Origin of the sequence: Aeromonas sp. FDAARGOS 1408, from assembly GCF_019048665.1 — a bacterium.
Classification (GTDB): domain Bacteria; phylum Pseudomonadota; class Gammaproteobacteria; order Enterobacterales; family Aeromonadaceae; genus Aeromonas; species Aeromonas dhakensis.
Genome location: NZ_CP077394.1, coordinates 2,554,830 through 2,570,410, shown reverse-complemented (window position 1 = coordinate 2,570,410; position 15,581 = coordinate 2,554,830). Strand labels below are relative to the sequence as shown.

The following is a 15,581-nucleotide window of genomic DNA, read 5'->3' as shown; positions in this document are numbered from 1 at the left end:
GTGATAGTGTTCTGCTATCGCGGCTTTTTTTGCTTTGGTGCATGGAAGAGGTTTCATGGTGCGCTTTCCTGATCTGACCCAGAGAACTTGTTGTGGGTTATTCGTCTTGTACTGGCTGCTGGGCATGCATTTTTTCATGCACAACCCCGGTGGGGCTGGGCTCTATCTGCCGTTCAACGCCTGGGGCTGGATCTTCGCCAGTCTGGTCATCGGGTTGGGGCTGTGGCGGGTGACCTTGCAGCAGCGGCTAGTGTTCTCCTCGTTGCAGGGCTGGCTCTGGCTCGGGGGATTGTTGCTGCTGCTGCCCATGGCCTATCCCGGCTTTGAACTGAAAGACTACGCCATTCCCCGTTTGCTGGGGCTGTTCGCCGGTTTGCTGTTTCTGTTCTGTCTCTATCAATGGCAACTGGCGCGGGCATCCCGTGACCGGCTGCTCTATCTGCTGCTGGGGGCGGTGGCCATCGAGGCGCTGCTCGGCCTGGTGCAGTACTACCTGCTGGTGCCGGGCAACTGGATCGGCTATGACACCCACGTCAACCGCCCCTACGGCATCTTTCAACAACCCAATGTGATGGCCAGTTTCATGGCGACCGGGCTTGCGCTGGCCAGTTGGCTGGAGCTGCGCGGCAATCCTCATGTCTGGCTGCGTGGGTTGCGCTACGGGGTGATCCTGGCTGCCAGCCTGCTGTTGGTGGTGCTGCAATCCCGGGTGGGGCAGTTGGGGGGCTTGCTGGCGCTGCTCCTGCTGGTGCCCGAGCTGCGTCGTCATCGTCTGCTGGCCAGGGTGCTGGCGCTGGTCGCGCTCGGCATCTTGCTGGGGGTTGCCTCCCAATACTGGATTGACGGCCTCAGGCGTGGGCTGGAGGCCTATCAATCCGGCGGCATGCGCTCCATCTACTGGCCTTATGCCGCCAAGCTGATTGCCCAGTCTCCCTGGGTGGGCTGGGGCTATGGCAGCTTTGAAACCACCTTCCTCCATCACTACATGGCCGACAAGGCGCTGAACCCGGCCATGGTGCAGATTGAATACAACCTCGATCACCCCCATAACGAGTTCCTCTACTGGGCGGTAGAGGGGGGGATAGCCCCCATGCTGGGTATGGTGTTGATGGGCGTTGCCCTGCTGTGGCGGGCGAGCCGGGCCGGCTGGCGCAAGGGCACAGCCCTGCTGGCGCTGGTGACCCCGATCCTGCTGCATACCCAGACCGAATACCCGCTCTACCACGCCATCGCGCTCTGGTGGGCCTTGCTGATGTTGGTGTACGTGCTGGACGCGGAAGTGGAGGAGGGGCTGCTTGAGGCAGGACGAGCCAGCTGGCGCGAGCATGTCTACCGCCCCTGGCTGTTATTGCGTTTTACCGCCATTGCCATCCCCCTGTGGGTGGTGCCCTTCATGTTGACGGCGTTGCACACCGCCTGGGTGGTGACCAAGTACGAGCGCGGCGGCTACAAGGAGCCGACCCTGCTGCTCGATGTCATCAATCCCATGGCCTGGTTGACCCGGGTGGAGTTTGACGTCAACTCGGTGCGGCTGGCGGTGGGTCTGCAGAGCAACAACAAGGCGGAGCTGGAGGCCTATCTCGACTGGGGGCAAGCCTTTGTGCGCCACACGCCGAGGGCCAATATCTACGCCAACATGGTGATCGCGCTGGATGCGCTGGGACGCAAAGAGGAGGCGCGGGCCCTGCGCAGCGAAGCGCTGGCACTCTATCCGGCAGATCCCTTGCTGACCGGCACTGCCGCCAAATCCGTGGCCACGGCGCTGGAGCGCAAGCCATCCTCTTGACGGTGGCGGGGCGATTGCGCGATGTTTCATCAACTGCCCCATCGCCTCGCAAAAATGGTGGCCACTGCTGGACGGCAGAGGCGCCATGGCTAAGATAGTGGCCTCAACGTCTTGCTTAGTAGGGAGTATGAAATGGAGTTAGTGCTTGGCCCGTTGGAGGCCCGCGTGATCGGCTGTCTGATCGAAAAAGAGATCTGCACCCCGGATCAATACCCCCTCTCTCTCAATGCGCTGGTCAACGCCTGCAACCAGAAGAGCAACCGCGAGCCGGTGCTGGAGCTGTCAGAGCTCGACATCCGGGCCGTGGTGGATGAGCTGATCCGCAAGCGGCTGGTGGTCAATACCGCCGGTTTCAACGCCCGGGTGCCTCGTTACCAACACCGCTTCTGCAACACCGAATTTGGCGAGCTGAAGTTCACCGCCCAGGAGCTCGGCATTATCTGCGAGCTGCTGCTGCGCGGCCCGCAGACACCGGGTGAACTGCGCTCACGCACCAACCGGCTGTGCAGCTTCGATGACGTGACCGAGGTGGATGCGGTGCTGGCGACCCTCATCGAGCGTGGCCCCTATGTGGTCAAGCTGCCGCGCGAGCCGGGCAAGCGGGAGTCCCGTTATGCCCACCTGTTCAGCGGCGAGGTGGATCTGCAGGCGCTGGCCGAGGCGGCCCCCGCCGGCAACTATGCATCGCCGGCGGCGGACCGGTTGAGCGCGCTGGAAGAGGAGGTCGAGAGCCTCAAGGCGCAGCTGCAGGCGCTGGCCGAGCGTCTGGCCCGGCTGGAAGGCTGACGTCAGAACAGGATCTTTTCCAAGAGGCGCTACGGCGCCTTTTTTTATGGCTGCGTTTCCCCGTCAGGGCCGCGGGGGCGGCAATGACGGGTTGTCTGCGTCCCGTCGTCGTGGTCGGCTGCGACCTGCAGGCGCCAGCTTTTTTGCGTTATTTCGCGCTTAAGGGTCGAGCCGCAGTCGCTTTCCCGTTAAAATTCCGCTTTTGCACCGGCCCGTGAGTCTCGATGTCTGCGTCCACACTCTCCTCAGATTGTTATGCCCTGCTTGGCGAGCTGCAGTTGCAGCGCACCGCCAGTACCCGTTATTTGCAAGAACAGCTGCCATCTGGACAGGCCCTGCCGGATCGGCTCGGTCAGATGCAGCAGCAGGGGCTGGTTCGCCAGCGCGGGGAGCAGCAGTGGAGCCTGACGGCGGAGGGGACGCTGGCACTCATCCTGGCGGTGCGCCGCGGCGACTGCACCATGCCGAACTGGGCGCGGGTACCATCGGTCACCGGTCAGGAGATGGCCCAGGCGCTGGTGCGCGAGCTCTGTCTGGGGGAGGCTGGGCAAGTACCCGCTTACTATCTGGCGTCCGACCTGCTGAGTCTGCTCGATCTGCCCGACGCCCAGCTGCTGCTGGCAGGCTCGAGCCCGCAGTGGCAGCGGTTGCTGATGCAGCACTTCGCCCTGCAGACCCTGCTCGATGCCGAGCCTCATCCGCAGTGGCCGCTCACCCCGCTTGCCCAGCACTGTGCGCCCGAACTGGCAAGTTTGACCGAGGGCTTTGCCGCCGAGTGGCAATGGCTCTGCGGCGAGCCGAGCGGGGAAGCGACCACTCACTGGCCCGCCCTGCAGCAGTTGGCGGAGCAGGAAGACGAGCAGCCGCTGGCCGAGCGCCTGCTGGCTGCGCTGGGTGCCTGGCAGGCGTCAGCGGGCGCGACGGGCGCGGGTCAGTGGCCTGCCACCTTCAGTGCCCTGCTCTGGCTGGGCTGGTTGCAGCAGGCGGATCCCGTGCTGGCCAGCGAGCAGCGCAAGAAGTGGCTGCGCACTTTGGCCAATCAGTTCCCCCTGCTGGCCGATCTGCTGGGACAGTGGGCAGGGGAGCGCCACGGCCAGGCGGTCGGGCTGTTCGACACCCTGCAACTGCCCCTGGAGGAGCTCCATTGGGGTTACCTCTGGCTCGATCTCTGTGCGCTGGCCCGGCACGGCGAGCAGAGTCCTCAGGTGGCCATCCTGCACAAGTGGGATCTCTCCCACGTGCTGGAGGCCGCGCCCTGTCACCGCTTGATGGCCTTCTGCCAGGATCTGCTGCGCCTGCTGCTGGGGCAGGGGGCAGAACGCGCCCCGCTGCAGCAGTTGCGGGCCGCCGGGCAGGATGAGCAGGGGAGTGCGCCTGAGGATGAGGAGAAGGCTCCCGCCTCGGCCAGCTGGCTCAATTGGCTGCAGGGGCTGGGCCGCTCCAGCGGTGTGCGCAAACCGCAGGAGCGGCTGGTCTGGCTGCTTCACGCCGAAGGGCCCGAGCTCGAGTGCAAGATCCAGAAACAGAGTACCAAGGGGGAGTGGACCGCCGGTCGCCGGGTCGATCCCGCCCTGCTCTCCACCCAGTACGCCGCCCTGCTCGACGAAGAGGATTGGGCGCTGGTGCGTACCCTGCCGCGCAACATGGGGCGGCTGCCGCGCGAGGTGTGGGCGCCGCTGGCCAACCATTCCCGTTTGTTCAATGCAAGAGGGCAGAAGCTGCAGCTCGCCATCACGGCGCCACTGCTGCAGATCGTGGCCACCGAGCAGGGCATGGGGGCAGTGTTGAGCCCGGCTGCAGCCGCACGAGGGGCGCATATACTGCCGCTGGCGCAGGATCTGTGGCAGCTCATTCTCACCCCCCAGGCCCTGCAGGATCGCCTGCCGGCGCTGGAGGCCATTCCCGACCTGCCGGCCGAGGGGCTGGCGGAGCTGCAACGCACCCTGGATGCCATCCCGGATCTGCCTTGGCACAGCCAGGTGGCGGGGCTGCATGGCAACGCCGAGCTAGCGCCCTGGCCCGGTGTGGCCTCGGTGCAGCTCGACTGGCAGGATGGCCAGCTGGCGGTCAGGTTGGTAACCCGGTTCGAGGAGCTGCCGCCGCTGCCCCTTGGCAAGGGAGAGGCCATCGTGCGCCAGGGGATCAAGGATGATCACTACTGGCAGCGGGATCTGGCGGCCGAGCGGGGCGAGGCCCAGCTGCTGCGCAACCAGCTGCCCATCGAGCTGCCGGGCAGCGAATGGCGGCTCGAAGGGGAGCAGGCACTGGCGCTGGTCAACGCCTTGCCGGAGCTGGTGGATGCCGGCGTGGTCATTCACTGGCATCAGGACAGCGCGCGTTTGAAGAGCCTCGATGAGGCGGCGCTGAGCCTGCGCATCGAGCGGCGTCAGGACTGGTTCCAGGTGGAGGGGGCCCTCTCCCTCGATGAGCACCAGATCCTCGATTTACGCTTGATCCTTCGCCAGCTGACACCGGGCCAGCGCACCGTCCAGCTCGACGAGAAGACCAGCCTGATGCTGAGCGACAAGCTGGTGGAGCGGCTCACCATGCTGGGGGCCATGCTGGATGACGAGCAGCGCATCAACAACAAGCTGGCCTATCCGCTCACCCGGCTGCTCTCCGTCATCACCACTGAGGGGGATGCCGCCTGGCAGAACCTCCAGCAGGAGTGGCAACAGGAGGTGGCGTGCCCGGATGAGTTGATGGGGCCGCTGCGGGACTATCAGAAGGAGGGGGTGCGCTGGCTGGCGACCCTGGCCCATCACGGTTTCGGTGCCTGTCTGGCCGATGACATGGGGCTGGGCAAGACATTGCAGGCCCTCATCGTGCTGCGCATGCGCCAGCATCTGGGGCCGGCCCTGGTGGTGGTCCCCAAGTCAGTGGTCACCAACTGGCAGGAGGAGGTGGCCCGCTTCGCCCCCGAGCTGGAGGTGGTGGTGTTCGACAACCCCGCCGAGCGGGAGGGGATGGTGCGCGAGGCGAGGGCGGGGCAGATCATCCTGCTCAACTACGGCATGCTCGGCAGCCTGGCGGAGGCGCTCAAGTCGCGGCGCTGGTCCAGCATGGTGCTGGATGAGGCCCAGCAGATCAAAAACGCCGGTACCCAGCGGGCCAAGCTGCTGTTCCAGCTCGACGGTGATTTTCGGCTCGCCCTCTCCGGCACCCCCATCGAGAACCATCTGGGGGAGCTGTGGAGCCTGTTCACCTTCATCAACCCGGGGCTGCTGGGTAGCCTCGGTGAGTTCAAGCGCCGCTTTGGCAAGGCGGTCAAGGATCCTCAGCACATGGCGCTGCTGCGGGCGGTGATCAGCCCCTTCATCCTGCGCAGGCTCAAGCACCAGGTGCTGACCGAGCTGCCGGACAAGACCGAGATCATCCACCACATCAGCCTCTCCCCGGCGGAGCGCCAGCTCTACGAGGCGACCCGGCGCGAAGTGGTGCAGCAGGTGCAAAGTGCCGATGGTCGCGCCCTGATGCACGTGCTGAGCGGCCTGACCCGGCTGCGCCGGCTCTGCTGCTCGCCCCAGCTGGTGATGCCGGAGTGGGCCGAGGCCAGCAGCAAGCTGGACGAGGCGATGGCGCTGCTGGAGGAGGCCATCGACGGCGGTCATCGGGTGCTGGTGTTCAGCCAGTTCGTCGATCTGCTGAGCTTGCTGCGCACCCGCATCGAGCAGCGGCAGTGGGATTATTGCTATCTGGATGGTGGCTGCTCGGCCAAGGCGCGGCAGGATTCCATCCTGCGCTTTCGCCACGAAGCGGTGCCGCTGTTTCTCATCAGTCTCAAGGCGGGGGGCACAGGGCTCAACCTCACCCAGGCCGATACCGTGCTGCACCTCGACCCCTGGTGGAACCCGGCGGTGGAGGATCAGGCGAGCGACCGGGCCCACCGCATGGGGCAGACCCAGCCGGTGACCGTCTATCGCCTGGTGTGCGAGCAGACGGTGGAGGAGAAGATTGTCGCCCTGCACGACGAGAAGCGGGCGCTGGCCGATGGCCTGCTGAGCGGCCAGTCGGAAGTGCGCGGGCTGGATGTGGAGAGCCTGCGGGCCCTGCTGATGAGCTGACGAGGGGCTGACACGGCGCAAGAAACAAGGGGGAGCATCTGGTGATGCTCCCCCTTGTTGTTGGGCGATACGGGTTGTGAGGTGAGTGGGCTGTGCCTGGTGGGCAAGGGCCCCTTAGCCCTGATAGAGGTAGAGGTGGAGCCGCTCTATGATGGGCTCGCCGCCAATCTTGCGATCCCGCCTGGCCTGGCGCAGCTTGGGCGGGTAGTGGCCCAGATGGGTGACGGCCGGCTGGTTGTCCGAGCAGAGCAGCAGAGGCAGGCTCGCCTTGATCTGCTGCTTGCGGGGCTCCCGATCCAGCCAGAGCAGGTTGATCATGGGGTGGGTCTTGACCGGGCGGCGGATCCGAAGCTCTGCATCCGCCGGCAGGCGGCGGATATCGTAAACCTCCTGATCCACCATCTTGCTCCACTCCTCGTTGTCCGACAGCGCCGGGACATAGCGGCGGCTGCGCTCCAGCATCTCCAGCACCTGCTCGCGGCTGAGGCGGTTGATGCTCTGCTTGTCGGCCCAGGTAAAGCCCAGCGAATGCAGGTCACCCTCCAGCAGGGTCAGCTTGCGATAGACCTGCAGGGTGATGACCCCGGGCAGCGCCCTGTGCACCAGCTCGAACTTCTCGTCCCGGCTGCCCGCCTGCTGTACCTGGGCCTTGAAGGTGAGCTTGCACTCATTGATCTCGTCGATCAGCGGTCGCAGCAGCGGGGCGCTGGCGGTGGGCAGGCGCAGCCAGCCCGGCAGGCGATGGGTGGCCTTGGTGGAGCAGCCGGCGCGGGCACTGTGATCCCGATAGGCGGCCAGGGTGGCGGCCAGCGCCTCTTCACCATCGAGGTAGCTCACCGTGATGGTGTCGATGGGCTCGTGCTCCTCTCCCTGCGCGACGGCGGGCAGGGGATAGACGTGGGCTTCCAGCAGCTCCAGCTGCGTCAATTGATCCGCCAGCCTGGCCAGCGCCTCTTCGAGCCGCGCCATCTGTTGGCGCAAGGCAGCGGTGGGGGTGAATGTCTCCATCGGCATATCCTGTGTCGCCCTTGCCGGCCCATGGGGCGGGAAACGGCAAGGTGGTAAAGGTACTGTATAAATAACCATATCAGCCCTGTGTATGTGTGCCAAGTGGGAGCGAGAGGCGGGCAAGGCGATGGGTCACTGGAAGGTAACTGTGGTGTATCAATGTGTTAATTGAAGATCAACGAAAGATCTCTTCATTAACAATTGAATGTAAACAGCCGGTTGACCCTGCTTTTTGCCAAGGACGGGAGTGCATAGCCAGCAGAGGAAACTGCATAGTTAGAAGGGAGCCATGCAGGAGAATATGCTGCAGCCTTTCATCAGGCCCAGAAAAGGTTTGTTAGTCTTTTATAATCAGTATCTTATGATTATCTCACTGCGGACATCAGCCATTAGTTTTACTAATGTCTGCTATCAAAATTCGTCAATTGAGTCGGCCATACCCCCTGACTAAGCTTTGCGCAACAAATTTGCACCCGCGCAGACACCCTACAGAGGAGCCATATCATGGCCAACATGACTTATACCGCCGCCGGTTACCAGCATTCCAGCCAACTGAATCTGGTTGCTCGCGTCAAAATGACCGTCCTGACCTGGCTGGAACGCAGCCGCAGCCGTCGCCAGCTCTCCGAGCTGCCCGAATACCTGCTCAAGGACATTGGTCTGAACGAAGCCGATCGTTATCAAGAGACCACCAAGCCGTTCTGGCGTGGTTGATCTGCCGGGCAAGGATGCCTCGTTTTTTTGCTGATCCACGGCCGCAGACCGCCGCCGTCACGGGTTGATGGATTGCCCTGTTCATCAGTTGCTTCACACTGATCGCCTTACCCCATTTCTTCCCTCACGGCTCTGTGCCGATCTCTCTCTGTTCCCCACGCCCCGATCCTGCTCCCGCTCAAACTTGTAACATTACTGTTTGAATTTGTTTAAAAATTGATTTTAAGCCGAAGCGCCTTGCGTATAATCCGCCCATAGCGTTCCTGACAAAAGGGTGAGATGGATGATTCCCCAGCATGACTTTTTGGCTCTGACCCGCCGCCACGAGTGGCAGCTTGAGCCCTTTTCCTATGCGTTGGCCAATGGCGACAGGGTGAGTGTCTGGGATACCGGCGTGCTCTGCCTCGAGCCCGCCTCCGGGGCCGGTGATCAACCGGGTGGGCGCAAGGATATCGTGCTCTCCTGCGGCATCCACGGCAACGAGACGGCCCCCATCGAGATCTGCAACCAGTTGCTGAGCCGCCTGCTCTGCGGCGAGCTCAGGGCCCGTCACCGGGTACTGTTCCTGTTCGGCAACCCGGCGGCCATGAACCTGGGCGTGCGGGAAGTGGAGGAGAACATGAACCGGCTCTTCTCCGGTGCCCACAGCAAGGGGGAGGGGCTGTGCAACCAGGAGCGGATCCGCGCCATGCGCCTCGAGCAGTATGTGAGCCGCTTCTTCGCCGACGCGGCCAGACCCCGCTACCACTACGACTTGCACACCGCCATTCGCGGTTCGCGCCATGAGAAGTTTGCCGTCTACCCCTTCCCCCACGAGCGGCCTCACTGCAAGGAGCAGGTACAGTTTCTCGGTGCCTGCGGCGTGCGCACCATTCTGCTCTCCAGCGGCCCCACCACCACCTTCAGCTATTACAGCTCCCATCACCATGGCGCTCACGCCTTCACGGTGGAGCTGGGCAAGGTGCGCCCGTTCGGCGAGAACGACATGACCCGTTTCATCGAAACCCGGCAGGCGCTGCAGGATCTGGTGACCCGGGATGAGGTGGAGCTGGAGCCCTGGCGAGCGGATGACTTCACCATCTTTGCCATCGATCGGGTGATCAACAAACGCTCGGAGCAGTTTCGTTTCCTGTTTGCCAGCGATGTGGACAATTTCACCGAATTTCCCCAGGGTTTCGTGCTGGCCGAGGATGGCGAACTGCGCTACACGGTAGAGAAACCGCGGGAGGCGGTGGTGTTCCCCAACGCCAACGTGGCCATCGGCCAGCGTACCGTGTTGCTGGTGGTGCCGACCCGGCTGTGGGAGTAACCCGGCGCTACCCCTGATGACAATCTCAGGCTGCCGCCGGCCTTGCCGGCCGTGCAGCTCGGAGCGGGAGCCCCTGATGCTCCCGTCCCGCCCTGACAGGGAGCCCGATGTGGCTCCCTGTTTCGTTTTCTTTCAGCCGAAAAATCCAGCTTCTTTCTGAAATTAAAGAAGTTTCTACTGGTCTTACCTGGCTAAATCTCATTGCCCTTTGGTTAACAATCTATTTACATTCAAAGGGTCACCTCATGGTGGTGACGTTGACAACGGCAAGGAGCCAGTTATGACCCATGTCGACATCCCTTTCCTTCGTTACCTCGATGAGGAAGGGCGCCCGGTCGCCACACTACCGACCTGGCTGGACAAGGCGATGCTGCACACCTTCTACCGAAACATGGTGATGGTGCGCAGTTATGACAAGAAAGCGATCGCGCTGCAGCGAACCGGCAAGCTCGGCACGTTTCCCTCCCATCTGGGGGCCGAAGCGGTCGGAATAGGCGTCGGGCTCGCCATGCAGCCGCAGGATGTCTACGTGCCCTACTACCGGGACATGCCAACCCTCTATGTGCGGGGCGTGCCCATGGAGAAAAACCTGCAGTACTGGGGCGGGGACGAGCGCGGCAGCGTCTTTTACAAGGCCGACGGTGAACTCTCCGAGGATCTGCCCATCTGCGTGCCCATCGCCACCCAGATCACCCATGCCGCCGGCATCGCCGCGGCCTTCAAACTGCGCAATCAACCCAGGGTCGCCGTGGTGACCATCGGCGATGGTGGCACCTCCAAGGGGGACTTCCTGGAGGGGCTCAACTGTGCCGGCGTCTGGCACCTGCCCATGGTGATGATCATCAACAACAACCAGTGGGCCATCTCGGTGCCGCGCAAGCTGCAGTCGAGCGCCCCCACCCTGGCCCAGAAGGGGATAGGGGCCGGCGTGCGTAGCCTCCAGGTGGACGGCAACGACGTGGTCGCCGTTTATGAGGCTACCCGCAGCGCCGTCGAACGCGCCCGCAGCGGCAAGGGGCCGACCCTGATCGAAGCGGTCAGCTATCGGCTGGGGGATCACACCACGGCCGACGATGCGACCCGCTATCGGGAGGCGGCCGAAGTGGAAGCCGCCTGGGCCAAGGAGCCGGTCAAGCGGCTGCGCCAGTTCATGTTTGAACAGGGCTGGTGGGACGAGCAGCAGGAGCAGGCTTTGCTGGCAGAGGCGGCCCGCGAGGTCGAACGCGCCGTGGCCGTCTATGAAGGAACCGCGGCTCAGGCCCCGGAAACCCTGCTCGACTATCAGTTTGCCGAGTTGCCGAAGGATTACCGCACGCAGCGCCAGCGCATCATCGCCAAGGGCATGCAGCAGCACAGCGGGGAGGAAGCATGAGTGATATGACGTTGCTCGAGGCCGTCAATCTGGCGTTGCATCACGAGATGGAGCGGGACCCGGATGTGGTGGTGCTCGGCGAGGATGTAGGGGTCAACGGCGGGGTGTTTCGCGCCACCGTGGGCCTGCGCGACAAGTTCGGCTTCAAGCGGGTGATCGACACGCCGCTGGCCGAGGGACTGATCGCCGGGGTGGCGGTCGGCATGGCCACCCAGGGGCTCAAACCCGTGGCCGAATTCCAGTTTCAGGGGTTCATCTTCCCGGGCATGGAGCAGATCATCTGCCAGGCGGCGCGGATGCGCAATCGCACCCGGGGCCGCATCACCTGCCCCATCGTCTACCGCTCCCCCTACGGCGCCGGCATTCACTCCCCCGAGCACCACAGCGAGAGCGTGGAAGCTCTGTTTGCCCACATTCCCGGGCTGCGAGTGGTGATCCCCTCCAGCCCGAAGCGGGCCTATGGCCTGCTGCTGTCGGCTATCCGTGACCCGGATCCCGTGATGTTCTTCGAACCCGATCGCATCTATCGCTCCATGAAGTCCGACGTGGTGGATGACGGCATCGGCCTGCCGCTGGATGTCTGCTTCACCCTGCGTCCCGGTCGCGACCTCACGGTCGTCGCCTGGGGAGCCTGCATCCAGGAGGTGATGCGGGCAGCGAACCTGCTGGCGGAGCAGGATATCCAGTGCGAGGTGCTGGATCTGGCCACCATCAAGCCGCTGGACATGGAGAGCATACTGGCATCGGTGCGCAAGACCGGTCGCCTCTTGGTGGTGCACGAGGCATGCGGCAGCTTCGGGGTCGGTGCCGAAATCGTGGCGCGGGTCACCGAGGAGGCGCTCACCTCCCTCAAGACACCGCCCAGACGGCTCACCGGGGTGGACGCCGCCGTCCCCTACTACCGCAACGAAGAGTATTACCTCATCACCGAGCAGGAGATTGCCGATACGGCTCATCAGCTGATGGAGAACCAGTGGCTATGAAATTTTTCAAATTACCGGATCTGGGTGAAGGCTTGGCCGAAGCCGAGATCGTCGAATGGAAGGTCAGCGCCGGCGATACCGTGAGTGTCGACCAGGTGTTGTTATCGGTAGAGACGGCCAAGGCGCTGGTGGATGTTCCTTCACCAGTGGCTGGGGTCATCGCCAGGCTGTGTGGTGCCGAGGGGGACATTCTGCACATAGGTGCGCCGCTGGTGGAGTTCGAAGGCGGCGAGGATGACGGCACCGTGGTCGGCAAGGTCAACGCTCATCAGCAGCATATCGAGGATCACTTCGTGGTGGGCGCCATCGCCCCCGGCGGCGCCCTGGTGCAGGCCATGCCAGCGGTACGTCTGCTGGCCCAGAAACTGGGGCTCGACATCGAGCGGATCAAGGGCAGCGGCAGTGCCGGCATGGTGACCGAGCAGGACGTGCAGCAAGCGTTCGAAGCTCAGCAGAGCAGCGGCAACGAGTTCCTCAAGGGGTCGCGCCGGGCCATGGCCAAGGCGATGGAGCTCTCGCACCAGACGGTGGTGCCGGTCAGCATCACCGACGAGGTGGACTTGCGCCACTGGCGCCCCGATGAAGACGTTACTGTAAGGCTCATCAAGGCCATCGGTGTAGCTTGCCGGGCCGAGCCCTCCATGAATGCCTGGTTTGACGGCGACACCCTGTCAAGACGGCTGTTCAGGGAGGTCAACGTGGCCATTGCGGTGGATTCCAAACATGGGCTCTACGTGCCGGTAATGGAGAACGTGGCCGAGCGGGAAGGGGCCGATCTGCGCCAGGGGCTGGATCGCATGATCGCCGACGTGAAGGCGCGCGCCGTACCGCGCGAGATGCTGCAGGGGGCGACCATCACCCTCACCAACTTCGGTGCCATCGCGGGCCGCTATGCCAGCCCGATCGTGACGCCGCCCCAGGTGGCCATCATTGGCGCGGGCAAGTTGTTCGAGAAGGTGGTGTTCATCCATGGGGAGGCGCGCCCGGTCAGAGCGCTGCCACTGTCGATGACATTCGACCACAGAGCCTGTACCGGCGGCGAGGCGGCACGCTTCCTCAAAGCCCTGGTTCAGGCACTGGAAGCACCTACGCTGTAACGTTTGTGCCCTGCCGTGGCAGGGCACAAATTGTTTGCGTAATCCCCAAAGCCACGTATAATCTCAACCAGCTTGAAAGGGCGATAGTTATGTCAATGAATATGATGTTTTACATCTTTTCCTGTTGTTCATAAGTTAATCCCGTTTTTTGAGCTTTATCCGCTGAAAAGCATAAGTAATTATTTTGAATACAGGTTTAAAGATATGTCTAACATGATCACCGGTACCGTTAAGTTTTTCAACGAAACCAAAGGTTTTGGCTTCATCCAGCAAGAAAACGGCCCGGACGTTTTCGTTCACTTCAGCGCCATCCAAGGTAACGGCTTCCGTACCCTGGCTGAAGGTCAGCGCGTACAGTTCTCTGTGACCCAAGGTCAAAAAGGCCCGCAGGCTGAGAACGTAACTGCTCTGTAATTCTTACAGAATTTAAGAAAGCCGTGGTGCCTTTGGGTTCCACGGCTTTTTGTTTATGGGCGTTTATCACCGTCCGTCGGTGTGAGGCGTGACCTTCTACTTCTGCATGTTGTGCCGACTATGCTGCCATCTCTTCTGCTCGCCGCCACTCTGATAACCTCCACCGATAAACAGGGGCCGAACCCCGTTGAGAAAGAGGCCATGGCCGTGTGCCAGCAGTTTGTGCAGGTGCGGGTGGGCGCTGGCAGGCTCCCGGACGAGATCAGGGCGCAGCCGTTGCCGCAACGGGCGGGGGAGTGGATGGTCGATGGCAAGATAAAAGGACCCGAAGGTCCTTTGCTGTTTGCCTGTCTGTTGCGTCAAGGGAAACGCTGGGAGCTGCTCAACTTTTCGCTGTGGGCTCCCAAGGCGGTCAAAGCGGTTTGAGTGCCACCAGCAGGTGCTGCAGGTGTTCCACCATGGTCATGCCAAAGGGCGTCAGATAGCCGCCATCTTCCGCGCTTATGAGTCCCTGCTGGTGCAGGCGAACTGCCGCCTGGCAGAGTTCGTCGGACATGTCGCTGCGCAACTTGATACCCAGGCTCATGTTGGCCGGATCAAAGCATGCCAGTATTTTCAAATCGTTTACAAACTCGCTGGAAACCTGGTCGATCCCGATCATGAATGCACTCCTTACGCTAAAGATGTATGCAAACTAGCACTCCCGGATCCACTTTAGTGGGCGCTGGCTCAAACTATTGGGCTTTCTCTCTCCCTAGCGTGCTCAAACGCTGCTTTTTTGGTCGTCATCTGGTGAATCAATTGAGAATTGTTTGAGTCCGGCTTTGTGGCGCCAAACATGATAGGATAGGGCTTCCTTTGTCTATCTGGCCGATATTGTCTGTCGGCCCCCGGTTCAAGGCGCGTTCCATGGTCAAGATCACACTGGTATCCCTGCTGCACACCCTGGGTTCCCGTTTTCCCGTCTACCCGGCCTCTCTGCTGCTGCCGCTGCTCGAGCAACATCAGGGGGATCTCTGGCTACCCACCTGCAAGGGGGCTGATGTCGCCGCCCTGCGTCAGCATGGCAAAGGTGCAACCGCGCAGAGCCTGGCACCGTTGACGGCAGCCTGGTGCGACTTCGCGACCGGTGAAGAGGGGGCAACGCCTGAGCTGGACGCGCTGGCCAACTACGACAGCGAGATGATGGACAACCTGCAGATGTACTGGCACAGCCCGGCCAAGATCAACAGCCCGATCACCGACAATCTGTTCGAGCTGCGCCGCGAGGTGGTGGAAGAGGCTCATGGCGGCAAGCTGGCCGATGCCTGGGACAGCGCGCAGCAGGCTCGTCTTGCACAGATCCTGGCGGGGGCGAGGGCCGGTCGGGATCAGCTCTGCTTCGTCGAAGTGGAGGCAGCCTACTGGCTGCGCCAGCGCCTTGGCGAGATGGCGGAGATCGACCTGGTGACTCCTGAGCTCGGGTGAACCGGCTCAAAAATCGGTGACCGATCTCTCATACTGGACAAGGCGCCGGCAAGATGTGAACATGGCGCCCTTTATTGCACAAGAGACTTGACCGATGAGCTATGAACTGAGCGACACCGAGCGCAATGCAGCGCTGCAACTGAACGCGGACTACCGCTTTGATCACTTCATCAGCAAGCTGGTCGAGCACGAAGAGCTGTTCGTTCTGACCGACGAGCACGGCGTCATGATGCTGACCACCGACGATGAAGACTGCATCCCGGTATGGCCGCACCCGGAGTACGCCAAGGCGTGGGCCGAAGGGGAGTGGGCCGACTGCAAGCCTCAGTCCATCACCCTCAAGGTGTGGCTGGAGCGCTGGATTGACGGCATGGAGCAGGATGAGCTGTGCGTGGCCGTCTTCCCGACGCCGGATCAGGAAGGTATCGTGCTGGAGCCGGCCGACGTGGCCGACGCCATCGCCCAGAAGCAGGCCAAGCGCGGCTAAGCGCCTCCTGCCTCAGCGAGCAACCCAGGTTGCAAAAAAGACCCCGCCATTGTGCGGGGTCTTTTTGTTGATGGCCTTGGTACACCCTGGCAGA

The 15,581-nt window shown here is 62.6% G+C and carries 14 protein-coding genes; 12 read left to right on the top strand and 2 right to left on the bottom strand.

Annotated elements, in window-relative coordinates; genetic code table 11:
- The first annotated feature begins 55 nt into the window (after window positions 1-55).
- The 3 genes from I6L38_RS11810 (at window position 56) to I6L38_RS11800 (ending at window position 6,636) form a co-directional block, all read left to right on the top strand.
- On the top strand, window positions 56-1,786 hold the full coding sequence (locus tag I6L38_RS11810; RefSeq protein ID WP_216988509.1) for a PglL family O-oligosaccharyltransferase: 1,731 nt from the start codon (window positions 56-58) through the stop codon (window positions 1,784-1,786).
- Between the two features lie 132 nt (window positions 1,787-1,918).
- Entirely contained in the window at window positions 1,919-2,572 is a 654-nt protein-coding gene (locus tag I6L38_RS11805) for a YceH family protein (RefSeq protein WP_042051956.1), read from the top strand.
- Window positions 2,573-2,796: 224 nt separating this feature from the next.
- The gene (locus I6L38_RS11800; RefSeq protein WP_216988508.1) at window positions 2,797-6,636 is read left to right on the top strand and encodes a DEAD/DEAH box helicase; all 3,840 of its coding nucleotides are present in this window, start codon (window positions 2,797-2,799) and stop codon (window positions 6,634-6,636) included.
- 114 nt (window positions 6,637-6,750) lie between these two features.
- Here the strand turns inward: I6L38_RS11800 and I6L38_RS11795 are convergent, their stop codons facing one another.
- The gene (locus I6L38_RS11795) at window positions 6,751-7,644 is read right to left on the bottom strand and encodes a DNA replication terminus site-binding protein (protein ID WP_216988507.1); all 894 of its coding nucleotides are present in this window, start codon (window positions 7,642-7,644) and stop codon (window positions 6,751-6,753) included.
- A 504-nt stretch (window positions 7,645-8,148) separates the two neighbouring features.
- On the opposite strand from I6L38_RS11795, the gene I6L38_RS11790 reads away from it, so the two are divergent.
- The 7 genes from I6L38_RS11790 (at window position 8,149) to I6L38_RS11760 (ending at window position 13,959) form a co-directional block, all read left to right on the top strand.
- A complete protein-coding gene (locus I6L38_RS11790) occupies window positions 8,149-8,358 on the top strand; it encodes a DUF1127 domain-containing protein (RefSeq protein ID WP_005302810.1) in 210 nt (69 codons plus the stop codon).
- A gap of 283 nt (window positions 8,359-8,641) precedes the next feature.
- On the top strand, window positions 8,642-9,667 hold the full coding sequence (gene astE / locus I6L38_RS11785; RefSeq protein WP_216988506.1) for a succinylglutamate desuccinylase: 1,026 nt from the start codon (window positions 8,642-8,644) through the stop codon (window positions 9,665-9,667).
- 280 nt (window positions 9,668-9,947) lie between these two features.
- Window positions 9,948-11,039: a pyruvate dehydrogenase (acetyl-transferring) E1 component subunit alpha gene (gene pdhA, locus I6L38_RS11780; protein ID WP_017778580.1), complete on the top strand. Its 1,092-nt coding sequence runs from the start codon at window positions 9,948-9,950 to the stop codon at window positions 11,037-11,039.
- Window positions 11,036-12,022 (top strand): alpha-ketoacid dehydrogenase subunit beta, encoded by a 987-nt coding sequence (locus I6L38_RS11775; RefSeq protein WP_216988505.1) that lies wholly within the window; start codon window positions 11,036-11,038, stop codon window positions 12,020-12,022. Before pdhA ends, I6L38_RS11775 begins: the two co-directional genes overlap by 4 nt.
- Window positions 12,019-13,119 carry a dihydrolipoamide acetyltransferase family protein gene (locus I6L38_RS11770; protein WP_017778578.1) on the top strand — a complete coding sequence of 367 codons (1,101 nt, stop codon included), beginning with the start codon at window positions 12,019-12,021 and terminating at the stop codon, window positions 13,117-13,119. The genes I6L38_RS11775 and I6L38_RS11770 overlap by 4 nt, the downstream gene beginning before the upstream one ends.
- A gap of 204 nt (window positions 13,120-13,323) precedes the next feature.
- Window positions 13,324-13,533, top strand: a complete 210-nt coding sequence (locus I6L38_RS11765) for a cold-shock protein (protein WP_005302803.1) — start codon at window positions 13,324-13,326, stop codon at window positions 13,531-13,533.
- Between the two features lie 120 nt (window positions 13,534-13,653).
- Window positions 13,654-13,959: a hypothetical protein gene (locus I6L38_RS11760; protein WP_095592393.1), complete on the top strand. Its 306-nt coding sequence runs from the start codon at window positions 13,654-13,656 to the stop codon at window positions 13,957-13,959.
- Here I6L38_RS11760 and I6L38_RS11755 read toward each other — a convergent pair.
- Window positions 13,946-14,194, bottom strand: a complete 249-nt coding sequence (locus I6L38_RS11755; protein ID WP_005302794.1) for a TIGR02647 family protein — start codon at window positions 14,192-14,194, stop codon at window positions 13,946-13,948. The two genes, I6L38_RS11760 and I6L38_RS11755, sit on opposite strands and share 14 nt — an antisense overlap.
- A gap of 248 nt (window positions 14,195-14,442) precedes the next feature.
- On the opposite strand from I6L38_RS11755, the gene I6L38_RS11750 reads away from it, so the two are divergent.
- The gene (locus I6L38_RS11750) at window positions 14,443-15,000 is read left to right on the top strand and encodes a hypothetical protein (RefSeq protein ID WP_206220391.1); all 558 of its coding nucleotides are present in this window, start codon (window positions 14,443-14,445) and stop codon (window positions 14,998-15,000) included.
- Window positions 15,001-15,094: 94 nt separating this feature from the next.
- Window positions 15,095-15,487, top strand: a complete 393-nt coding sequence (locus tag I6L38_RS11745; RefSeq protein ID WP_005302792.1) for a DUF2750 domain-containing protein — start codon at window positions 15,095-15,097, stop codon at window positions 15,485-15,487.
- Window positions 15,488-15,581 lie beyond the last annotated feature (94 nt).